The following is a 23,290-nucleotide window of genomic DNA, read 5'->3' on the forward strand; positions in this document are numbered from 1 at the left end:
ATGGCAGAGCACAGCCCCCACAGCCCCCCAGCGCACTCAGACGCCTTGGTGATCTTTGGCATCAGCGGTGATCTGGCGTTCAAAAAAATCTTTCCAGCGCTGTATGCCATGGTCAAAAACGGCGCTTTGTCGGTGCCGGTGATTGGCGTGGCCGCAAGCGACTGGACGCGCGAGCAACTGCACCAGCAGGCGCGCAAAAGTCTGCAAGAAGAAACCGGCATGGACGACCCGGCCGTGTGCGAGCGCCTGCTGGCCCTGCTTTTTTATGTGCACGGCGACTACCGCGCGGCAGAGACTTTTTCAGCGATCAAAGCGGCGCTGAAAAATGCCCAGCGACCCGCGTATTACCTGGCCATTCCGCCCTCGCTGTTCACCGTCGTCATCCAGGGACTCCAGAGCGCGGGTCTGACAGAGCAGGCCCGCATCATTGTCGAAAAGCCGTTTGGCCGCGATCTGGCGTCGGCGCAAGAACTCAGCCGTATCGCGCAATCGGCTTTTGCAGAAAACGCCATCTTCCGCATTGACCACTACCTGGGCAAAGAGGCGTTGATGAACCTCCTCTACTTTCGCTTTGCCAACTCCTTTTTTGAGCCGCTGTGGAACCGCGACAACATTGCCAGTGTCGAGATCACGTTGGCCGAGAGTTTCGGTATTGAGGAGCGCGGCGCCTTCTATGAAACCGCTGGCTGCCTGCGTGACGTGGTGGAAAACCACATGCTGCAAATCGTCGCGCTGCTGGCCATGGAGCCCCCGGCATTCCAAGGCTTCAAGGCGGTGCAACAGGCCAAGGCGAATGTCTTTTATGCCATGCGGGCGCTGGTGCCGGGTGACTTGGTGCGCGGCCAATACATCGGCTACCGCAACGAGCCGCATGTGGCCAGCGACTCGGACGTGGAAACTTTTTGCGCGCTCAGGCTGTGGATTGACTCCTGGCGCTGGCATGGCGTGCCCTGGTTTTTGCGCTCGGGCAAGAAGCTGGCCAACACGGCAGCCGAAGTGCGCGTGCACCTGAAACCACCGCCGCAGCGTCTGTTTGACGATGCCGATGCGCACAGGACGCAGGCGAACTATGTGCGTTTCCGGCTCTCGCCCGACCCGGCGATTGCCCTGGCCACCCGCGTCAAATGCGCTGGCGAGTCGTTTGTCGGCCAGCAGCGCGAGCTGTATCTGAGCGAAATTTCACTGGGACACGATCTGCCTTATGAACGCCTGCTGGGCGACGCCATGGAGGGCGACGCCACGCTGTTCAGCAACCAAGAAGCGGTGGAAGCCGCTTGGGCCGTGGTCAATCCGGTCTTGACCGACCACGCGCCGGCATTGCCTTATCCGCCGGGCAGCTGGGGCCCGCCCGAGGCCGATGCCCTGATAGCCGCCTGCGGCGGTTGGCACAACCCTGAAGCACCCGCACCAGCACCAGCACCAGCACCACCACCACCGAGGGCCACCCCATGAATGACATGAACGAGATGAATGACATCGTGTTTTTGCTCGACGTGGACAACACGCTGCTCGATAACGACCAGATCACCACCGACCTGCACGGGCACCTGGAGCGCCAATTCGGTGCGGCCAGCGCACAGCGTTATTGGGTGATTTTTGAGCACCTGCGCCAAGAGCGCGGCTATGCCGATTATTTGGGCGCCTTGCAGCGCTACCGCCTAGAAGCGGAACAGGACATTGAAGACGATGCACGCCTGCTGCAAATGTCCAGTTTCCTAATCGACTACCCGTTTGCCAATCGGCTCTATCCGCAGGCACTGGAGGTGGTCAAACACCTCAGCACCTTGGGGCCCACGGTCATCTTGTCGGATGGTGATGTGGTGTTTCAGCCGCACAAGGTACTGCGCTCGGGCCTGTGGGCGGCCGTCGAGGGGCGGGTGCTGATCTACATCCACAAAGAGCAGCGGCTGGACGCCGTGCAGCGGCATTTTCCGGCGCGGCACTACGTGGTGGTGGATGACAAGCTGCGCCTGCTGGCGGAGATGAAAAGCATTTTGCAAGAGCGGCTGACCAGCGTGTTCCCGCGCCAGGGGCACTACGCAATGGACAGCACCCAGGCAGAGCGCTACCCGCCCGCGGATATCAGCGTCGAGCACATTGGCGACCTGATGCAGTTCCAGGCGGCAGATTTTCTGGAGAAAAAACTATGACCCCCACTGAAAAACTCCATGCCATGGGGCAATCGCTCTGGCTGGACAACATCTCGCGCAGCTTGCTGACCAGTGGCGAGTTGGCACGCTACATCAGCGATTTTTCTGTCACCGGGTTGACCTCCAATCCGACCATTTTTGAGCACGCCATCGGCCAAGGCGATGCCTACGATTCGGCAATTCACCAGCTGACAGCGTCCGGCCTGTCGGGCGAAGCGCTGTTCTTTGAGCTGGCGCTGGAAGATCTGCGCCAAGCGGCCGATCTGTTTCAGGACATCCACCAAGCCACCGGGGGCGTCGATGGCTGGGTGTCGCTGGAGTTATCGCCCCTGCTGGCCAGCGATACAGCGGGCAGCATCCAGGCCGCTGCGCAGCAGCACGCACAGGCCAAACGACCGAATCTGTTCATCAAGATTCCGGGCACACCGCAAGGTATCGGGGCCATTGAAGAGTCGATTTTTGCCGGCGTACCGATCAACGTCACGCTGCTGTTTTCACGCGCCCAGTATCTGGCTGCGGCAGAGGCCTACCTGCGCGGCATCGAGCGGCGGCTTGAGGCCGGGCTCAGCCCCGAGGTGGCTTCGGTGGCCTCGCTGTTTGTCAGTCGCTGGGATGTGGCGGTGCAGGATGCCGTGCCCGCCGCGCTGCACAACCGCCTGGGCATTGCCGTGGCCCAGCAGACCTATCAGGCGTACCGCGAACTGCTGGCCTCACCGCGCTGGCAAAAACTGGCGGCGGCCGGCGCTCGTCCGCAGCGCCTGTTGTGGGCCAGTACCGGCACTAAAGACCCCGCTGCTTCCGACACGCTGTACCTAGATGCACTGGCGGCGCCCGACACCATCAACACCATCCCAGAAAAAACCCTGCACGCCTTTGCCGACCATGGCCAAACCGGCACTGCTATGCCGCTGAACGGCGGCGACGCCGAGGCAGTGCTGGCGTCCTTTCGCCAGGCTGGTGTGGACGATACGGCGCTGGCCACGCAGTTGCAGGAGGAAGGCACAGCGGCCTTCTCCAAGTCGTGGAAGGCCTTGCTGGACAGCATTCAAAAAAAGAGCGCGGCATTGCTCGCCAAGGAAAACCCATGAACACGGTCTCCACGCCCACCGCTGTACCCGCCACCCGCCCCCTGACGCTGACGGAACGGCCCGCTTGGAAGGCGCTGGCCGCACACCACGCCCGCATCGGCACGGTGCATCTGCGCCAGCTGTTTGCCCAAGACCCGCAGCGCGGCAAGCGCTTTGCCGCAGAAGGCGCCGGTCTGTATCTGGATTACTCCAAAAACCGCATCACCGACGAGACGCTGCACTGCCTGCTGGCGCTGGCGCTGGAATGCAATCTGCCGCAGCGCCGTGACGCCATGTTCCGCGGCGATACCGCCAACAGCACGGAAAACCGCGCTGCATTGCACACGGCGCTGCGCGCGCCGGCGGGCGAAAAAATCATGGTCGATGGCGAAGACGTGGTGGGCCCGGTGCACGAAACGCTGGCGCACATGGGCCGCTTTGCCGACGCGGTGCGCTGCGGCGCCTGGAAAGGCAGCACCGGCCGGCGCATCCGCAACGTCATCAACATCGGTATTGGCGGCTCAGACCTGGGCCCGGTGATGGCCTATGAGGCGCTGCGCCACTACAGCCAGCGCGAGCTGACGCTGCGCTTTGTCTCCAACATCGATCCTGCTGCCCTGTTGGAAGCCACGCGCGACCTGGACGCCGCTGAAACGCTGTTCATCGTCTGCTCCAAGACCTTCACCACCTTGGAGACCATGACCAACGCCCATGCCGCACGCGCCTGGGTGGTGCAGGCGCTGGGGGATGACGCTACTCTGGCGCAGCATTTTGTGGCGGTGTCGGCCAATCCCGAGGAAGTGGCGAAATTTGGCATTGCACCGGACAACCGGTTTCACTTCAGCGATTGGGTCGGCGGGCGCTACTCGATGGATTCGGCGATTGGCCTGTCCACCATGGTGGCCATCGGCCCAGAAAATTTTCAGCAGATGCTGTCGGGCTTTCGCGCAATGGACGAGCATTTTTTGCACACACCACTGGAGAAAAATCTGCCAGTGCTGATGGGCTTGATCGCCGTCTGGAACAACAATTTTCTGGGTGCCCGCACGCTGGCGGTGCTGCCTTACAGCCAATACCTGCATCGCTTTCCGGCGTATTTGCAGCAACTGACGATGGAGAGCAATGGCAAGCATGTGACGCTCGACGGCCAGCGCGTGGCCTATGACACGGCGCCGATCTGCTGGGGCGAGCCGGGCACCAATGGTCAGCATTCGTTCTACCAGTTGCTGCACCAGGGCACACGGCTGGTGCCGTGTGATTTCATCGGTTTTTGCCGCAGCCTGGCGCCGCTGGGTGAGCAGCAAAACCTGCTGATGGCCAGTTTTTTTGCCCAGTCCGAGGCGCTGGCTTTTGGCAAGACGGCCAGCGAAGTCGCCGCCGACGGCTGCCCCAACTGGTTAGTGCCGCACCGCACGCTGGAAGGCAACCGCCCCAGCAACACCGTGCTGGCCGAGCAACTCACCCCCGCCAGCTTGGGGGCGCTGGTGGCGCTGTACGAGCACAGCGTATTCACGCAAGGCGTCATCTGGAACATCGACTCGTTTGACCAATGGGGCGTCGAGCTGGGCAAGGTTTTGGCGCAGCGCACTGCAGTAGCGCTGGAAAGCCCCGCCGAGCCAGCACCAGCACCAGCACCGGCACCGGCACAGCCGCAGCCGCAGCCGCAGGTGCATGACAGCTCCACCCACACGCTGATGCAGCGCTATCGCCGTCTGCGCAAGGAATCACCATGACCACGGCAACGATCAAACCGCTCTATCTGCTGCCCTTTGACCACCGGCACTCTTACATCAAGGGCATGTTCCACTTTGACCCGCCTTTGAGTGACACACAGCACGACCACGTGGCGGCCAGCAAGCAACTGATCTACGACGGCTTCAAGGCAGCGGTAGGCACGGGCTTGGCACAAGCCGATGCCGGCATTCTGGTGGACGAAGAGTTTGGCGCCGCCCTGCTCCGCGACGCGCAGGCACGGGGTTTTGTGACCGCCGTGTCGGTCGAGAAAAGCGGTCAGGATGACTTTCAATTTGAATATGGCAACGACTTTGCCGCCCACATTGAAGCCTTCCATCCGACCTACGCCAAAGTACTGGTGCGCTACAACCCGGCCGGCGATGCCGCAGTGAATGCCGCCCAGCGCGAGCACCTGAAAAAGCTTTCGGACTATTGCCAGCGCAGCAGCTGCGGCTTCATGTTTGAGCTGTTGGTGCCGGCCACCGCCGCCCAACTGGCCAGCGTGCAAGGCGACAAGAAAGCCTACGACGTGGAGTTGCGTTGCGATCTGATGCTGCAAGCCATCGGCCAGTTGCAGGATGCCGACATAGAGCCGACGCTCTGGAAAATCGAGGGACTGGACCAACGCGCAGACTGCGAGCGCATCGTCGCGCAAGTGCAGCGCGGCGGGCGCCACCACACGCACTGCATCGTGCTCGGACGGGGTGCCGACATCGCACAAGTCGAGCACTGGCTGAGTACGGCGGCCAGCGTGCCCGGGTTTATCGGCTTTGCCGTTGGTCGCACCACGTTCTGGGATGCCGTAGCCGATGTTGAAGCGCAAAAAATAACGCGCTTGCAAGGCGTGGCCCACGTTGCCGAACGCTATCGCCGATGGATCACCATTTTTGAACAGGGTCTTCGGGCCAGAAACGATGCCGAAAGGGTACCGGCAATACCGGCGGCATCCGCCGTGCACTCTGCAGGAGCATCGACATGAGCAAAACCGCCTCTCTGGATGCGCTGTGTATCACCACGCTGCGCACGCTGTCCATCGATGCCGTGCAAAAGGCGCAATCCGGTCATCCGGGCACGCCCATGGGTGCAGCGCCCACCGCCTACGTGTTGTGGCAACGCTTCCTGACTTATGACCCCGCCCAGCCCGAGTGGCCCAACCGCGACCGTTTTGTGCTGTCAGCCGGCCACGCCTCGGTGCTGCTCTACAGCCTGTTGTTCTTGTGCGACGTGCAGTCCACCGGGCCGCGCACTGGCCAGTCCGCTGGTCCGGCTGTCACCCTGGACGATCTGAAAACCTTTCGCCAAGTGGGTAGCCGCTGTACCGGCCACCCGGAGTACGGCTGGACTGGTGGCGTGGAAACCACCACCGGGCCGCTGGGCCAGGGCGCTGCCACCAGCGTTGGCATGGCGATTGCACAAGAGTGGAAGGCCGCCACGTACCACCGTCCTGGCTTTGCCTTGTTCAACCACAAAACCTACGCACTGTGCAGCGACGGCGACATGATGGAAGGCGTGGCCAGCGAAGCCGCTTCGCTGGCTGGACACTTGCAACTCTCCCATTTGTGCTGGATTTACGACGCCAACCAGATCAGCATCGAGGGCTCTACCGACATCACCTTCACGGAAAACGTCGGCGCGCGCTTTACCGCTTATGGCTGGAGCGTGCTAGAGGTGGCCGACGCCAATGACCTGGAGGCTTTGACAGACGCCTATCTGTACTTTCACATCACCAAAGACAGACCCACCCTGATCATCGTCCACAGCCACATCGGCTACGGCGCGCCCCACAAGCACGACTCACGCGAAGCGCACGGCGAACCCCTGGGCACGGAAGAGGTGCGTTTGGCAAAGCAGTTTTATGGTGCCGATCCGGACGTGCAATTTGATGTCCCAGAGGGCGTGCAGGCCCATTTCAGCGCGCTGTTCGGCAAAAACGGGAGCGCGGCGCGCCAGGCCTGGGAGCGGCAATTTGCGGCCTACCGCGAGCAATACCCCGATCTGGCCGACCAGATCGAGCGGATGGAGCGGGGCGATCTACCCGAGGACTGGGCGCAGCATTTGCCGGCCTTCCCGACCGATGCCAAGGGACTGGCGACACGCGACGCATCGGGCAAGGTGCTGGACGCCATCGCTGCCCATATGCCCTGGCTGATGGGCGGTGCCGCCGACCTCTGGCCATCGACCAAAACCAATTTGCGCTTTCCCTTTGCAGGGGAATTTCAAGCACCCGACGGCCACTTCGATGAGCCTGATAATCGCCACGATTACGCCGGGCGCAATCTGCATTTCGGCATCCGTGAACATGCCATGTGCGCCATAGGCAGTGGCATGGCGCTCTCCCGGCTGCGCGCCTATGTGTCGGGTTTTTTCATTTTTACTGACTATTGCCGTGGCGCCATCCGGCTGGCGGCGTTCATGGGCATTCCGGTCATTTATATCTGGACGCACGACTCCATCAGCCTGGGCGAGGATGGCCCGACACACCAACCGATCGAGCAACTGGCATCGTTTCGGGCCATGCCCGGCATGGTACTGCTGCGCCCGGCCGACGCCAATGAAGTGCTAGAGGCCTGGCGCGTGGTGATGGCCCTGAAAGACCGCCCGGCCAGCCTAGTGCTGACACGTCAAGCACTGCCGACGCTGGACCGCACCCGCTATGCCAGCGCCAGCGGCGTAGCGCGCGGCGCCTACATCCTGGCCGATGCACCGGGTGGCCAGCCCGAGGTGTTGCTGCTGGCCACGGGCAGCGAGGTGGCGCTGTGCATCCAGGCCTTTGAGCAACTTCAAAGCGAAGGCATTGCGGCGCGCGTAGTCAGCATGCCATCCTGGGGTTTGTTTGAAGCGCAAAGCACAGACTACCGCCACGCAGTACTGCCGCCCGAAGTGCTGGCGCGGGTCTCGGTCGAAGAGGCCGCCACCTTGGGCTGGGATCGCTACGTCGGCCCACAGGGCAGCAAGATCGGCATGCATTCCTTTGGACTGTCGGCACCCAGAGAACAGGTCGAGGCGCATTTTGGTTTCACCGTGGTCCATGTCGTCGATGCCGCCAAAAAACAATGTGCACTGCACGCGCCAGTGGATAAAAAAACAAAGTTGAACCCGGTATGAGCACCCTCATCAGTCCCCTTGCCGGCCAGCCGGCACCGCCCGCGCTGCTGGTCAACGTGCCTCGACTGGTGACGGCGTACTACGCGCTCGTTCCAGATGCGGGCGTGTCCGCGCAGCGGGTAGCCTTTGGCACCTCGGGGCACCGTGGCTCGGCGTTCGACACCACCTTCAATGAATGGCATGTACTGGCCATCACCCAGGCCATCTGCGACTATCGGCGCAGCCACGGCATCACCGGCCCGCTGTATTGCGGCAGCGATACCCATGCGCTGTCGGCACCGGCCAGCGCCAGCGCCGTGGAGGTGCTGGCCGCCAATGGCGTTGAAGTGGTACTGGCCACGGACGACGAATACACCCCCACGCCGGCAGTCTCACACGCCATCCTGGTGCACAACCGCGGCCGCACCACCGGCCTGGCCGACGGCATTGTCGTCACGCCCTCGCACAACCCGCCCGACAACGGTGGCTTCAAGTACAACCCGCCGCACGGCGGGCCTGCGGATACTTCCGTCACCGAATGGATAGAGAGCCGGGCCAATAATTTTTTGGAGAACAAGCTCGCTGGCGTGCAACGCATGGCCTATGCCAAGGCGCTGCACGCTGCCACCACCCACCGCCACGACTATTTGAGCGCTTATGTCAGCGACTTGGCCAACGCCGTGGACATGGCGCTGATCCGCAGCAGCCAGCTGCACCTGGGCGTCAATCCGCTGGGCGGCGCCGGCGTGCATTACTGGGCGCGCATTGCCGAGCAATACCGCATCGACCTGACGGTGCTCAGCGACACGGTGGATCCGACCTTTCGCTTCATGACCCTGGACTGGGACGGGCGCATCCGCATGGATCCCTCCTCGCCCTACGCTATGCAGCGCCTGATCGACTGCCAAGACCACTTTGACCTGGTGCTGGCCTGCGACACCGACCACGACCGCCACGGCATCGTCACGCCAGAGGGGCTGTTGCCGCCCAACCATTACTTGGCGGTCATGATCGACTACCTCTTTCAGCACCGCTCGCAATGGCCGGCCACCGCCGCCGTGGGCAAAACCGTGGTCAGTACACAGTTGATCGACCGTGTCTGCAACCGCCTCGGCCGCACCTTGTTGGAAGTGCCGGTGGGCTTCAAATGGTTTTCTGCCGGTCTGTTGGCAGGCGCACTCGGCTTTGGTGGTGAAGAAAGTGCCGGCGCCGCCTTTTTACGCCGCGACGGCAACGTGTGGACCAGCGACAAGGACGGCATCACGGCAGCCTTGCTGGCGGCTGAAATCACGGCCCGCTGTGGCCGTAATCCGGCGGAGCTGTATGCCCAGCTGGGCCAGGAACTGGGCCTGCCGCTGGAGGATCGGGTAGAGGCACCCGCCACGCCAGAGCAAAAGAAACGTCTGGCCGCGCTAACCCCGCAAGACATCCACAACACACAACTGGCCGGCGAAAAAATCAGCAGCGTGCAAAACACGGCACCCGGCAACGGCGCCCCGATAGGAGGCATCAAAGTCAGTACCCAAAATGGCTGGTTTGCCGCCCGGCCCTCGGGCACAGAGGCTATTTACAAAATTTATGCCGAAAGCTTCAAAGACGCCGAGCACCTGCAAGCTCTGCTGCAAGAAGCGCAAGCTCTGGTCGACCATGCCATCGCTCCGTCAGGCGCGGGCAGCAGCCAGCCCTGAAAGGCTCCCATGGATGCAGGTCTGGCCAGCAGCGTAAAGGATGCCGACGAAGCCCTGCTGCATACCCTGCAACAAGAAGCGTTTGCTTATTTTTTGCAGAACATCAACCCCCACAACGGCCTGGTGGCCGACACCACCCGCCCCGGCTCACCATGCAGCATTGCCGTCGTCGGTTTTGCCTTGTCGGCCTACCCGGTCGGTGTGGAACGGGGCTGGATGGCGCGCGCCGATGCGGTGGAGCGCACGCTGGTGGTGTTGCAATTTTTGACCCACAGCGACCAGTCCGGTGCGCCAGACGCTACCGGTTACCAAGGTTATTACTACCACTTTCTGGATATGCAAAGCGGCCAACGCGTGTGGAATTCCGAACTGTCACTGATCGATACGGGGTTTCTGATCACCGGCGTGCTGACGGCTGCGGCCTACTTCACGGCAACCACCGCAGCGGAAACCGAATTGCGCCGCCTCGGCGATGCGCTGTACCGGCGCATCCACTGGCGCTGGGCGCAGCGTGAGCACGCCGCCGTCACCCATGGATGGAAGCCTGAATGCGGCTTTCTCAACTACGGCTGGGAGGGCTACAGCGAAGCCATCCTGTTGTACGTGCTGGGCTTGGGCTCGCCGAGTCACCCGCTGACCACAGAGAGCTATCCGGCCTGGACACTGACATACCAATGGGAAAACCTGTATGGGCAGGATTTTCTCTATGCCGGGCCGTTGTTCATTCACCAGTTCTCGCACGCCTGGCTCGATTTTCGTGACATACAAGATGCCTTCATGCGCGAAAAGAACTGCACTTATTTTGAAAACAGCCGCCGCGCCGCTTACGTGCAGCGCGAATACGCCACCCGCAACCCCTTGGGCTTTACTGGGTACGGGGCAGATTGCTGGGGCATTTCTGCCGGCGACGGACCCAGCGTTGCGCCCCAGACCATCATCGGTCGACACCAGACCTTCTACGGCTACGCGGCGCGCGGCGTGCCCTATGGACCGGACGACGGCACCATCAGCCCGTCGTCCTTGCTGTCCACCTTGGTGTTCGCCCCTGAGATCACCTTACCGGCCCTGCGCAGCGTACTGGCACACGACCCTCCAGGCGACACCACATCGATCCATACCAGCGGTTTCAATGCCTCCGTTGCCCACACCGGGCCACAGGGCTGGCTGTCGGAAGGCGAGTTTGGCCTGGACCAGGGGATCATGGTGGTGATGATTGAAAACTACCGCAGCGGTCTGCTGTGGCGTTTGAATCGCAGCATTCCGTACATACAGCAGGGTCTGCGCCGGGCGGGCTTTCAAGGGGGCTGGCTGTAGCGGCCATGGAACACCTCCATCCCCCCTTCAAACACCCTGCCGGTGGGGTGCATGACCACGAGTTGTGCGAGCATGTCCATCCCGTCCACTGGCGCAATCCGCAGCCACGCGATCCCTACCCTTTGGTGGTCATCGGGGGTGGGCCGGCCGGCTTGGTAGCAGCGCGCAAAGCCGCCAGGAACGGCATCAAGGTGGCGCTGATAGAGCGCGACTTATTGGGCGGTAACAGTTTGAATTTTTCTAGCCTGCCCTCCAAAGCCCTGATTCGCACCTCGCGTCTGTATGCCGATATGCGCAATGCAGTCCATTACGGCGTGTACCCCCCAGCACACATTGAAGTCGATTTTGCGCTGGTGATGGAACGCTTGCGCCGCATTCGCGCCCGCATCAGCCGCATCGATTCCGCGCCGCGCCTGAGCGCCGAGGGCATTGATGTCTTTCTGGGCGCAGCCGCCTTTACCGGCGGCCATACGCTGGAGGTGGATGGCACCCGCCTGCGCTTCAGAAAGGCCTTGATCGCCACCGGCTCACGCTCCATGCTGCCGCCCATTCTGGGACTGAGCGAAGCCGGCTATCACACCAACGAAACTATTTTCGACTTGACGGCATTGCCGGAAAACTTGCTGATCATCGGCGGTGGCCCCGTGGGCTGCGAACTGGCGCAAGCACTGGCACGTCTGGGCTCACGCGTCATCATCGTCCACAAACATCCACTGTTTTTACCCAAGGAAGAGCGCGACGCGGCGCAAATGGTGGCGGACGCACTGGCGCGCGACGGCGTAGAAATCCACCTCAACACCAACGCCATGAAGGTCTGGGTGGAAAACGGCAAAAAATGCGTGCAAACGTGGAATGACGGCAACATCGCCACCATCCGGGTGGATGAGATCCTGACTGGCATTGGCCGCGTGCCCACCGTATCCGGCCTGGGGCTGGACGCGGCAGGCATTGATTACAGCGCCCAGAACGGTATCCGCGTCGATGATTTTTTGCGCACCAGCCAGCGCCACATCTATGCCGCTGGCGACGTTTGTATGGAACACCAGTTTGTCGATACTGCTACAGCATCGGCGCGCATCGCTGTGCAAAATGCCCTCTTTTTAGGGCGCCAACGCATAAGCGAACTGACCATTCCTTGGTGCACCTACACCGACCCCGAGATTGCCCATGTCGGCCTGTACGTGAGGCAGGCGCGCGCGCGCGGCATCCCGGTCATTACCTACACCGTGCCAATGCACGAAGTGGATCGCGCTATTACCGACGGCGAAGAAAACGGCTTTGTCAAACTGCACATCCACGACGGCACTGACAAAATTCTGGGGGCCACCGTGGTGGCACGCCACGCCGGCGAAATGATCAACGGCATCACCCTGGCGATAGTGGCCGGCATCGGCCTGAAAACCGTGGCCCGCGTGATCCACACCTATCCCACCCAGGCCGACGCCATCCACATGGCCGCCCACGCCCACCAAGGTGCCGGCGTCAGCCCCTGGCTCGCATGGTTGATGCGCATTTGGCTACATCGATAAAAAATTGGAAAGCCCCACTCGGCCTGCCGCCGGCACTGCAGAACGTCCTGAAAAGGAAGCACCGCCAGAATAAGGCGACCCATCAACGTCAAAAGCCCCGCTTGCAATGCAAGCGGGGCTGTCGAAGCGAATGTATCGAAGAAGCCGTCAAATCAGCTTACGCCGATTTGCGGCGACGGATGGCGACCAAGCCGATCAAGCTGGCACCGAGCAGAGCCAGACTGCCCGGCTCAGGCACATCGCGCGCTGTGAAGTCTGCACTGGTGCTGGTTGCATTGATCGAGGTGTAGTTGCCATTCAGCAGCACGCCCGATGGGTTGTTGGTAATCGAGTTAAACGAGGTGTTATAGAAAGGGGTTGGATCAATGAAGAAGGTATTACCGAACGCCGTATTCAGGTAGGTATTGGTAGTCGTCAAGGTAGAGCCCCCTTCACTGTTCAGGGTTGCTACTCCAGAGATAAGGCTGCCAGAGCCGATCATTTTTTCGGGTGCAAGGGCCGTGATGGTTGCAGCCCTCACAAGTGCCGCATCGGCGGTCACCACGGTGACAGGACCCTGTGCTCCATACAGGTTATATGACAAAGCCGTGAGATTGAAGACATTACCGGGGACACCATATGTGCCCGAACCCAAAACACCCGTGTAGTTGAATCTCGCGTACATGCTGTAGGCGGTGGTCAGGCCGGTACCGCCAAAAATGGGATTCCCGCTGAGATCGAAGGCGCTGAACACTAGATAGCCGGAACCCGAGATAGTGTCCACACCATCAAACTCTACAAGGGTAGAGGAAGCGCCAGTGATATGGTCAGCGTCAAACGTACCAGGGCCACCCAGCACAGCCGAATCGACGGTAAATAGCGGCAAGGCTTGTGCTTGGAACGTTGCGCCGAAGGTCAGAGCTGCGCCGAGGGTTGCGATGCTCATCGCTTTGTAAATTGTCTTGGTTTTCATGACGAAATCTCCTGTGATGAAAGTGCTGTTAAATGGAGTGGTGCTGCTGGTAGCGTTATAGTTATGCATCAACCGTGCCAGATATAAAACATCAATAAAATCAATGCATTACGAATTCAGGATGGATGAGTTCGAGCTGGACTGAAAAATTTTCCGACACTTTTTTCACTGCAAAGCGGGCGGAGGCTAGCGTTTCACAGCCCGCAAAGGGGTCGTCGATGGAGCATGAACCCGAAAATATTGAAGCCGTACGGCGCTTGGTCCAGGCGGCGCGCGCCACCAAGGTACCGCTGTACCCGATCTCGCGCGGCATGAACTGGGGCTATGGTTCGCGCTCGCCGGTCGTTGCAGGGTCTGAACTGGTGAACCTCGGGCGCATGAACCGCATCCTGAATGCGGATCGCATCTCGGTGGACCACCCGGTGGCCGTCCTAGAGCCGGGCGTGACACAAGGGCAATTGCACGACTTCCTGACGGCACATTGCCCGCAATTGACTTTCAACGTCACCGGTTCTAGCCGCGACACCAGCATTCTGGGCAATGCGCTGGACCGTGGTGTGGGGTATTTCGGGCCGCGGCGCGAAGACCTGTTTGGTCTGGAGGTGGTGTGTGGCTCTGGCCAGGTACTGCGCACCGGTTTCAGGCGGCTGGGGGAACAGTCGCCGCTCGCACACAGCCATCCGTATGGACTCGGGCCGATGCTCGACGGGCTATTTTTCCAGGGTAACTTCGGCATCGTCACCAGTGCCTGTTTCCGGCTGGTTCCGCGCCGGCCGCGCGAAGTGGCCATCTCGATGGCGCTGTCACACGAGAAGAACCTCGCGCCTTTCCTCGACGAACTGGCCAAGCTGAAGCGGGACGGGCTACTCACCTCCGTCACGCACGTCGCCAATCGGGCACGCTCCCACGCCACCCTGGCGTTTGGCATTGCGACGTATCTGGAGCGTCAGTGCGGCGCATCCGCAGAGCAGGTGCGGGTCGAAACCACCCAGGCCTTGAATCTGGTTGCTCCCTTCGAATGGACCAGCCTCGCAGCGGTCACCGGCAACAGTGGCCAAGTCCGCGCCGCGCTGGCAGAGATTGGTGCACGCATGGGCAAGCTGGCCCAGATCAGGCATGTGACGACGGCGCGACTCAACGTGGCGTTCGCGATCGCCGATCGTTTGCGCACACTGCGGCTGACACGGCTGCATGCGGCGGCGCTATCGGCCATTCGGCCGCTGCACGGGCTCGCGCTGGGGGTACCGACCGATGTAGCCATTGAAAACCTGCTGTGGAAGTTCAGCCGCACCGACCTTGCACCGGCGCACCTTGACGAATCAAATTGCGGCTTGCTGTTTGTCAACCCGGCGCTGCCGATGGACGGCGGCTTTGTCGCGGCGATCGTCGAGGAGTTCAAGCACATTGCGCAGCGGCATGGGCACGAGCTCTACGTCACCCTCAACATCGAAACCGCCTCGTCGATGGTCGCGGTCATCAACTTGCTGTTCGACCGAGGGCAACCGGCCGAGGTGGCACAGGCGCATCGGTGCGCCGACGCGCTGCTGGAGCACATCCGGGCCAGCGGGCTGGAGTTATACCGGGCGCGAACGGACAACATGGAGGCTGTGGTGGCCGCCGATCCCGACTACTGGGCCACGGTGCGGGCGTTGAAAGGGGTGCTTGACCCCGACAACATTATCGCGCCGGGCCGCTACAACCTGGCGCGATGATCACGCGGGATCGCACGCCCCCACGCTTTCAAGGCGTGCAGGACACGCGGGCCAAACTCCACGGCAGTCACCCATCTTTTTCGCTCACAGGATCTGTCGGGATTGACTGACAGCTTGCCTACCGACCGCCGCAGAGACTTAGGATTTATGCGGTACCGAGATTAGCAAGGGCTAGCGACTACAGCGGAGCTGGGCCTATACCCCAAGGCGTTCAACACCCCCTTAAAGCACTCTAAGAAAGCACATATGTCTAATAACAACCCGCGTAACCAAGACCCCATCACCGGCACAGAGGGTGCCCATCCGGTCGGCACTGGGGTAGGCGCAGCTGGCGGTGCTGTCGCTGGCGCAGCCATCGGCACGGCAGTCGCTGGGCCTGTGGGCACAGTGGTCGGCGCTGTCATTGGGGGCGTGGCTGGGGGTTTGACTGGCAAGGAGGTAGCCGAAAACTTCAACCCGACCGCGGGTGGCGAGCCGTCCGAGCACAAGGTGGCCACCGGTGTGGGCGCTGCTGGAGGGGCGCTGACAGGGGGTATCTTGGGCTCTGCAGGCGGTCCCGTGGGCACTCTGGTCGGTGCCGCCATTGGCGCAATGACCGGTGGCATGGCCGGCAAAGGCGCGGGCGAAGTGGTGAATCCAAGAGCGGATGACCCATTGAACGAGCACAATCTGGCGGCCGGCACGGGTGCAAGCGCTGGGGCGATGACGGGTGCCGTGTTGGGTGCTGCCGTAGGCCCGGTGGGTGCGGTGGTCGGCGCGGCGATTGGAGGCGTAGTGGGTGCCAAAGCCGGCGAAGGCGTTGCAGCAGTCGTTATTCCTGAGACAGAGGGCGAACTGCATGCGTACAACGTGGCTGCCGGCACGGGCGCGGGCGCCGGTGCACTGACGGGCGCCGCAGTAGGCGTGGTCGGTGGCCCGGTCGGTATGGCAGCGGGTGCGGTAGTGGGGGGCTTGGTGGGTGCCGCCGCTGCGCCCGGTGGCGCTGTAACCATGAATCCAGTGGCGGAGGAATCCTACTGGCGCGGCGCCTACCGCACCCGCCCGGGCTATGTGGCCGGCTATGGCTATGAAGAATACTCGGAAGCTTATCGCTTAGGCTGGGAAGGACAGGGTCGGTATCCTGGACGTCGCTTTGACGACGTCGAAAAGGAATTGCGGGCAGAGTGGGAGCGTTCCAACGCCACATCGCGCTTGACCTGGGAGCAGGCACGCTACTCAGTACGTGACGCTTGGCATCGTGTCGATTGAGAGACCTGACGCAGTTGTCGCTTGGTGCGGCGTCTGCAGCTGTCCTGCCCAAGGCGCTCTCAAGCGCCCTTTATTTTTGCCACTTCAGCGGTGAGCGGCTGTGAGAGGGGGCACTACACGCCGGCGACCTGTTGCAAGGCTTCGGGGCGCAGCACCTGCAGCACATTGCCTGAGCCCGAAACAAGTCCGTTCTCGCGCAGATTGCGCAACACGCGCGAAAACGTCTCGGGAGCAATACCCAGTTGCGCCGCGATCAGGCGCTTGCGCTGGTGCAAGGTGACACGGGCAACGCCGTCTTCGGTGCGCTCCAGGTGGGCCACCAGCCACTGGGCACAGCGCGCCTCGGCGTCTTGCGCCAGCCGACTCACGGCCAGCTCGGTTTGCTGACGATAGCCCGTCGCCATATCACGCAACAAAATTTGTGTGGATGTCGGCAGCGCCTGGACTTCGCGCAGGAACGCCTCCAACGGCTTGCGGCGCAGTTGCACTGCGGTCTCGGCAACCATATCCACGGCGCTGGGCAGATTGAGCAGTGCCGAGGCCGTGTCCAGCCAGAAAGGCCCTTCCACCACCCCCAGCTGGTGGCGCATCTGACCGTCTTCGCGCACCCCTAAAACGACCCGTCCGCTGTCAATATGCAGCACCGAGGTCAGGCGTTGCTGGCGCTGCTGCAGCACGTCGCCAGCGGCAGCCAATTCGCACTCGGCATGGGGGTCAAAAGTCAGGTTTGGCAACATCCGGTCACTGTGCAGGGCAGGTACCCTTGGCGCCTTGCGCAGGATCAAAACACAGTGGTGCAAACGCACAACAAAACGCAACTTTAATGGATGTCCCTTGGATATATAAGGGCACATAGGTCACAAAAGTGACTAAAACTTACTTACCATGCCGCCTGCCCCAGCCACACCGGCCGGGCTGCACCCTGCCGCAAAAGCGGCGTCCCACCCCACTGGAGTACCCGATGAAACACCCCCTGATCGCCCTGAGCGCAGCCTTGCTGTGCGCGGGCGCCGCCCACGCCCAAAGCTCGGTGCAAGTCACCGGCCTGGTTGACCTGTATGCCGGCTCGATGCGCTACGCCGGCGACCCCGGCCAGACCAGCGTGGTCGGCAGCGGCGGCATGACCACCTCGTGGTTCGGCTTCAAAGGCACGGAAGACCTCGGCGGCGGCCTCAAGGCCCACTTCAATCTGACCTCGTTCCTGCGCACCGACACCGGCCAGGCGGGCCGCTTTGAGGGCGACAGCTTCTTTTCACGCGATGCCAACGTCGGGTTGTCGGGCGGTTTCGGCAAGCTGTCACTCGGACGTGATCTGGCACCGAACTTTCTGCCGTCGGTAGTGGCTAACCCGTTTGGCGACTCGTTCACCTTCTCACCGCTGGTGCTGCACATGAACGTGCCGCTGGGCGATCCCTACGCTTCCATCTGGGGCGGCACCACACCTTCCGATACCGGCTGGTCGAACGAGGTGATCTACAGTACGCCCAACATCGGCGGCCTGAGCGCCAATGTGCACTACCAGTTTGGTGAAGTGGCCGGGCGCAGCGGCAAGAAAAATGTCGGCGTGAATGCGCTGTATTTCAACGGCCCCGTGACGCTGACCGGTTTTTATGAACGCGACCAGATCAGCAACCCCTCGCCCAACGCCTTGCTCGGCCGCACCCAGAAGGACTGGATGCTGGGCGGCGCCTATGACTTCAGTGTCGCCAAGGCCTTTGTGAGCTATGGCCAGTCGTCTGCCGACGGCGTGGACACCAAAGCCAAGACGGCGCAGGTAGGCGCTTCGGTGCCGCTGGGCGCGGGCAAGGTGCTGGCCTCCTACGCGCAGACCAAGCTGTCGAACATCGACATTGCGCGCAAGACCTTGACCGTGGGCTATGACTATCAGTTGTCCCAGCGCACCGATCTCTACACCCTGCTGATGAGCGACCGCATCACCGCGCAGCACTCCGGCAACAGCATCGCCGCCGGTATCCGTCACCGCTTCTGATGTCCTAGCTCCAAGCACCGCAAGGTGCTTGGAGCTAGCAAAAAAAGAGCGCCTTGCGCTTGCTCTGCCTATGTTTCAAGGTTAAAAGCACCTGAAACACAGCAGTGACAAGCGCAAGGCGCTCTTCTTTTTGATGATGACAATCGCAGGCGGCCTGCAGGTTCGGCTTACAGCGGCGCAGCAGGCACCGGTGCCGCCTGCGCCTTGTCCGCTTCAGCCGTCCAACCGCCACCGAGCGCCTTGTACAGCGCCACCTGGTTTTGCTGCTGCAACAACGCGGTCTGGGTCAGCGCCTGCTGGGCGGCGAACAGCGAGCGCTGGGCGTCGAGTACGTCCAGGTAGTTGGAGACGCCGTTGCGGTAGCGCAGATCGGCCAAGCGAAAGCTGGTGGCATTGGCCTGGGTTTGGGCGCGCTGCGCTGCCAGCTGCTCGACCAGGGTGGCGCGGCCAGCCAGGGCATCGGCCACTTCGCGGAAGGCGCCCTGGATGGTTTTTTCGTACTGCGCAACCGCAATGTCGCGCTCAGCTTGGGCGACGGCCAGACCGGCGCGGTTGCGCCCAGCATCAAACAGCGGCTGCACCAGTTGCGCTGCCCAGCTCCAGGCACCGACCGCATCACCGCCGCTGAACAGCCCGGTCAGCTGGGTACTGGCGCGGCCAATGGAGCCGGTCAGGCTGATACGCGGAAAGAACGCGGCGCGCGCGGCGCCAATATTGGCATTGGCAGCCAACAGTTGCTGTTCGGCCTGGCGGATGTCGGGACGACGCTCCAGCAGATCGCTGGGCAAGCCGGCCGGCACATCGGCCAACAGCGGCTCGCCACTCAGCCGCTCCGGGCCGGCGGGCAGGTCGGTCGGCATCGGCTGGCCGATCAGCAGCGTCAGCGCGTTCTCATCGAGCGCGCGTTGGCGCTGGGCTTGGGCCAGCGTGGCACGGGCAGCCTCCTGCAACGCCAGCGACTGGGCGTAGTCCAGCTCGGACGCCACGCCGTTATCGAAGCGCAACTTCGTCAGCTTGAGCGATTCGGCGCGCGTGCCCAGGGTGTCGCGCGTCAGTGCCAGCAACTCGTTGTCGGCCAGCCAGCTCAGATAGCTTTGCGCAACCGCCGCCACCAGACTGATCTGCACCGTCTTGCGCGCCTCGGCCGTGGCCAGGTAGCGCGCCTGGGCGGCTTCGCTCAGGGCGCGCACCCGGCCAAAGAAATCCAGTTCAAAGGCGTTTAACGACAAGCCGCCGAGCGCCACGCTGGACACGCCGTCACCGCCGCTGGCACCGGGTTTCTGGCGCGATTGCGACAGGCCTAGGCCGACGCTGGGCAGTTGGTCGGCACGCTGGATGCGGTACTGCGCACGCACCTGCTCAATGTTTAGCACGGCAATGCGCAGATCGCGGTTGTTTTGCAGCGCCAAAGCGATCAGTTGCTGCAGCCGCGCGTCTTGGAAGAAGTCGCGCCAGGCGATGTCGGCTGCCGCTTGGCTCGCCGCGGCACCCGCCGCCTGGCCCGGCCATTGCGTCGCCACCGGCGCCTCCGGGCGCTCGTAGGTCGGGATCATCGAACAGCCTGCCAGCAGCGCCGCTGCGCTCACGGTAGTCAGCGCCAGCAACGAGAAAAGTGGATTTTTACAGTTACGCATGGGGCTTGCCTTCATTTCCTGCTGCATTCGCTACCTGGGCCTGGACACCTGCCGCTTCGGCATGGGCGGCGTACATTTTTTGCTGGCGTGCGCTGCCCTTGAAAAGGCTGCGCACCACCACAAAGAACACTGGCACGAAGAACACCGCCAGCACGGTGCCGGTGATCATGCCGCCGATCACGCCGGTGCCAATGGCGCGCTGGCTGGCCGAGCTGGCGCCCGAGGCCAGCACCAGCGGCATCACGCCCAGCATGAAGGCCAGCGAGGTCATCAAGATCGGCCGAAAGCGCAGGTGGGCGGCTTCCAGTGCCGCCTCGACCACGCTGCGGCCCTGCGCCTGCAGGTCTTTGGCGAACTCGATGATCAGAATCGCGTTTTTCGCCGACAGGCCAATGATGGTGATTAGGCCGACCTGAAAGTAGACATCGTTGGCGTAGCTGCGCAACAAGGTCGCCAGCAGCACGCCGATCACGCCCAGGGGCACCACCAGAATCACCGACAACGGAATCGACCAGCTCTCGTACAGCGCCGCCAGGCACAGGAATACCGCCAGGATGGCAAAGCCGTACAACATGATGGCTTGCGAGCCGGCGAGCTTTTCTTCACGCGATTGGCCCGTCCACTCGTAACCAAAGCCCGGCGGCAGTTGCGCAGCGAGTTTTTCCATCTCGTCCATCGCTGCGCCGGTACTGTAGCCGGGCGCGGCGCCGCCGCTGATGCGCGAGGCCGGGTAGCCGTTGTAGCGCACGGTCTGCATGGCGCCCTTGACCCAGTGCGTGCTGGCAAAAGCCGACATCGGCACCGGCTGGCCCTTGGCGTTGCTGGCGTACAGCTGCATCAAGTCTTCAGGTTGCATCCGCGCCGGCGCATCGGCCTGCACCACAACGCGCTGCAGGCGCCCCTGGTTCGGGAAGTCGTTGACGTAGCGCGAGCCGAGTGCCGTGGACAGCGTGTTGTTGATGCTGGAAAAATCCACCCCCAGCGCATTCGCCTTGTCACGGTCGATGTCGATCTGCAACTGCGGTGCGTCTTCCAGGCCATCGGGGCGCACCTGCGCCAGGATCGGGCTTTTGGCCGCCATGCCCAGCAGCTGGTTGCGCGCGGCCAGCAGCGCCTCGGAGCCGGCACCGGCACGGTCCTGCAGGCGGAAGGTGAAGCCGCTGGCATTGCCCAGCTCAGGAATCGGCGGCGGGCTGAGCGGGTAGATAAAGGCGTCACGGATACCCGAGAGCGCGCCAAAAGCCCGTCCGGCCAGCGACGCTGCATCCTGTCCCGGCCCCTTGCGCTCAGACCAGTCCTTGAGCGTGACGAACGCCAGCGCAGCGTTTTGCCCCTGGCCCGAGAAGCTGAAGCCCAGCACGCCGACCATGCTTTTGACTTCCGGCTGCTTGAGCATGAAACCTTCCACCTGCTCCATCACCTTGGTGGTGCGTTCCAGCGTGGCGCCGGGTGGCAGTTGCACGTTGACCAGCAGCGTGCCCTGATCTTCGGCTGGCAGGAACGAGGTCGGCAGGCGCGTATAGACCAGCGCCACCACACCAATAAGGGCGACGTAGATGACCATGTAGCGGGCGGCGCGGCGCAGGATGCGCGCCACCAGGCTTTCATAGCCTTTGGCGGTGCGCGTAAAACCCCGGTTGAACCAGCCAAAAAAACCTTTTTTCTCGTGGTGGTGGCCAGCCTCGACCGGTTTGAGCAGCGTGGCGCACAGCGCCGGCGTGAGCGACAGCGCCAGAAAGGCCGAGAACGCAATCGAGGCCACCATCACCGCCGAGAACTGGCGGTAGATATTGCCCACCGAACCGGAGAAGAACGCCAGCGGCACAAACACCGAGATCAGCACCAGCGTCACGCCGATGATGGCGCCGGAGATCTGGCCCATCGCCTTGCGCGTGGCTTCGAGCGGCGGCAACCCCTCTTCGCTCATGATGCGCTCGACGTTTTCGACTACCACGATGGCGTCATCGACCACGATGCCGATCACCAGCACCATGCCAAACATGGTCAGCACGTTGATGGAAAAACCCAGTGCCAGCAGCGTGGCAAAGGTGCCCAGCAACGCAATCGGCACCACCAGCGTCGGAATGATGGTGTAGCGGATGTTCTGCAGGAACAGGAACATCACCAGAAACACCAGCACCACTGCCTCGACCAGCGTCATCGCCACCTGCTTGATGGAGATGCTGACGAAGCCCGAACTATCGTACGGAATCGAGTAGGTCACGCCCTGGGGGAAGTAGCGCTGCAGATCGTCCATTTTGTCGCGCACCGCCTTGGCGGCGGCCAGCGCGTTGCCGCTGGGCGTCAACTGCACACCCACGCCGACGGCATCCTTGCCGTTCAGGCGCGCCGCAGTGGCATAGGCCTGGCCACCCAGTTGGATACGCGCCACGTCTTTCAGGCGCACGGTCGAACCGTCGGTGTTGGCACGCAGCACGATGTTGCCAAACTCTTCGACGCTGGACAGCTGGCCATTGACCACCACCGTGGCCGAGATACCTTGGCCAGCGACGTTGGGCAGGTCACCAATGGCGCCCGAGGCGACCTGGGCGTTTTGCGCCTGGATGGCACTGGTGACATCGGCGGACGACAGCGACAAGCCGGCCAGCTTGGCCGGGTCGATCCAGATGCGCATGGCGCGCTCGGTGCCAAACAGCTGTGCCTGGCCAATGCCGGGCAGACGCTGCAGCTCGGGCACAACATTGCGTGCGGCATAGTCGCCCAGGGCCACCGGGTCAATGCTCGGGTCGCTGGACGAGAGAATGGCAAACAGCAGGAAGTTGGAGTTGGACTTGTCCACGCGCACGCCTTGCTGCTTCACCGCATCGGGCAGGCGCGGCGTGGCGCGCGAGAGGCGGTTTTGCACATCCACTTGGGCCAGTTCGGGGTTGGTGCCGGGAGCAAAACTCAGGGTGATGCTGCCGGTGCCGTTGGCCTGGGCCGTGGCTTCCATGTAGATCAGACCGGGGGAGCCATTCATCTCGCGCTCAATGACGGCGAGCACGCTGTCTTCCAGCGTTTTGGCCGAAGCGCCGGGGTAAGCGGCCGAGACCACGATGGACGGCGGCGCGACCGGCGGGTACTGGGCAATCGGCAGCTTGGTGATGGCCAGCGAGCCGAGCACGATGATGAACAGCGCAATCACCCACGCAAAGATGGGCCGGTCAATGAAAAATTTTGCCATGCTG

Annotated in this window: 16 protein-coding genes; 12 read left to right on the plus strand and 4 right to left on the minus strand. The window is 62.4% G+C overall.

Translation table 11 applies throughout. The features are described 5' to 3' along the window. From zwf to Q390_RS0111500, 9 genes are read left to right on the plus strand one after another with little or no spacing between them, the layout of a single operon-like run. Window positions 1-1,452 (plus strand): glucose-6-phosphate dehydrogenase, encoded by a 1,452-nt coding sequence (zwf, locus tag Q390_RS18295; RefSeq protein WP_037472824.1) that lies wholly within the window; start codon window positions 1-3, stop codon window positions 1,450-1,452. Beyond that, a complete protein-coding gene (locus tag Q390_RS0111465; protein ID WP_211250453.1) occupies window positions 1,449-2,150 on the plus strand; it encodes an HAD family hydrolase in 702 nt (233 codons plus the stop codon). Before zwf ends, Q390_RS0111465 begins: the two co-directional genes overlap by 4 nt. After that, window positions 2,147-3,238, plus strand: a complete 1,092-nt coding sequence (gene tal, locus Q390_RS0111470; RefSeq protein ID WP_027996189.1) for a transaldolase — start codon at window positions 2,147-2,149, stop codon at window positions 3,236-3,238. Before Q390_RS0111465 ends, tal begins: the two co-directional genes overlap by 4 nt. Next, on the plus strand, window positions 3,235-4,950 hold the full coding sequence (pgi, locus tag Q390_RS0111475; RefSeq protein WP_037472829.1) for a glucose-6-phosphate isomerase: 1,716 nt from the start codon (window positions 3,235-3,237) through the stop codon (window positions 4,948-4,950). The genes tal and pgi overlap by 4 nt, the downstream gene beginning before the upstream one ends. After that, window positions 4,947-5,930, plus strand: a complete 984-nt coding sequence (locus Q390_RS18300) for a 2-deoxy-5-keto-D-gluconate 6-phosphate aldolase domain-containing protein (protein WP_051603197.1) — start codon at window positions 4,947-4,949, stop codon at window positions 5,928-5,930. The genes pgi and Q390_RS18300 overlap by 4 nt, the downstream gene beginning before the upstream one ends. Then, a complete protein-coding gene (tkt, locus tag Q390_RS18305) occupies window positions 5,927-8,056 on the plus strand; it encodes a transketolase (RefSeq protein ID WP_037472830.1) in 2,130 nt (709 codons plus the stop codon). The genes Q390_RS18300 and tkt overlap by 4 nt, the downstream gene beginning before the upstream one ends. Next, a complete protein-coding gene (gene pgm / locus Q390_RS0111490; protein ID WP_027996191.1) occupies window positions 8,053-9,723 on the plus strand; it encodes a phosphoglucomutase (alpha-D-glucose-1,6-bisphosphate-dependent) in 1,671 nt (556 codons plus the stop codon). The genes tkt and pgm overlap by 4 nt, the downstream gene beginning before the upstream one ends. Before the next feature lie 9 nt (window positions 9,724-9,732). Then, complete coding sequence (locus tag Q390_RS0111495; protein WP_037472831.1) at window positions 9,733-11,037, plus strand: glucoamylase family protein; 1,305 nt, start codon at window positions 9,733-9,735, stop codon at window positions 11,035-11,037. Window positions 11,038-11,042: 5 nt separating this feature from the next. After that, entirely contained in the window at window positions 11,043-12,566 is a 1,524-nt protein-coding gene (locus tag Q390_RS0111500; RefSeq protein WP_051603198.1) for a mercuric reductase, read from the plus strand. Between the two features lie 157 nt (window positions 12,567-12,723). On the opposite strand, the gene pepA is transcribed toward Q390_RS0111500, so the two are convergent. Next, entirely contained in the window at window positions 12,724-13,518 is a 795-nt protein-coding gene (pepA, locus tag Q390_RS0111505; RefSeq protein ID WP_169737279.1) for a flocculation-associated PEP-CTERM protein PepA, read from the minus strand. A gap of 218 nt (window positions 13,519-13,736) precedes the next feature. On the opposite strand from pepA, the gene Q390_RS0111510 reads away from it, so the two are divergent. Together Q390_RS0111510 and Q390_RS20120 are read left to right on the plus strand one after the other, a co-directional pair. Then, window positions 13,737-15,230, plus strand: a complete 1,494-nt coding sequence (locus Q390_RS0111510; protein WP_027996195.1) for an FAD-binding oxidoreductase — start codon at window positions 13,737-13,739, stop codon at window positions 15,228-15,230. 246 nt (window positions 15,231-15,476) lie between these two features. Further along, complete coding sequence (locus Q390_RS20120; RefSeq protein ID WP_051603199.1) at window positions 15,477-16,478, plus strand: glycine zipper domain-containing protein; 1,002 nt, start codon at window positions 15,477-15,479, stop codon at window positions 16,476-16,478. A 113-nt stretch (window positions 16,479-16,591) separates the two neighbouring features. On the opposite strand, the gene Q390_RS0111520 is transcribed toward Q390_RS20120, so the two are convergent. Continuing rightward, on the minus strand, window positions 16,592-17,215 hold the full coding sequence (locus tag Q390_RS0111520; RefSeq protein ID WP_027996196.1) for a Crp/Fnr family transcriptional regulator: 624 nt from the start codon (window positions 17,213-17,215) through the stop codon (window positions 16,592-16,594). 224 nt (window positions 17,216-17,439) lie between these two features. Here Q390_RS0111520 and Q390_RS0111525 point away from each other — a divergent pair, with 224 nt between their 5' ends. Continuing rightward, a complete protein-coding gene (locus Q390_RS0111525; RefSeq protein WP_027996197.1) occupies window positions 17,440-18,468 on the plus strand; it encodes a porin in 1,029 nt (342 codons plus the stop codon). Window positions 18,469-18,635: 167 nt separating this feature from the next. Here the strand turns inward: Q390_RS0111525 and Q390_RS0111530 are convergent, their stop codons facing one another. Beyond that, a complete protein-coding gene (locus Q390_RS0111530; protein ID WP_156949892.1) occupies window positions 18,636-20,102 on the minus strand; it encodes an efflux transporter outer membrane subunit in 1,467 nt (488 codons plus the stop codon). Further along, window positions 20,095-23,286 (minus strand): efflux RND transporter permease subunit, encoded by a 3,192-nt coding sequence (locus Q390_RS0111535; protein ID WP_027996199.1) that lies wholly within the window; start codon window positions 23,284-23,286, stop codon window positions 20,095-20,097. The genes Q390_RS0111530 and Q390_RS0111535 overlap by 8 nt, the downstream gene beginning before the upstream one ends. Window positions 23,287-23,290: the final 4 nt, after the last annotated feature.

It is taken from the genome of Simplicispira psychrophila DSM 11588 (assembly GCF_000688255.1).
GTDB classification, from domain to species: Bacteria; Pseudomonadota; Gammaproteobacteria; order Burkholderiales; family Burkholderiaceae_C; genus Simplicispira; species Simplicispira psychrophila.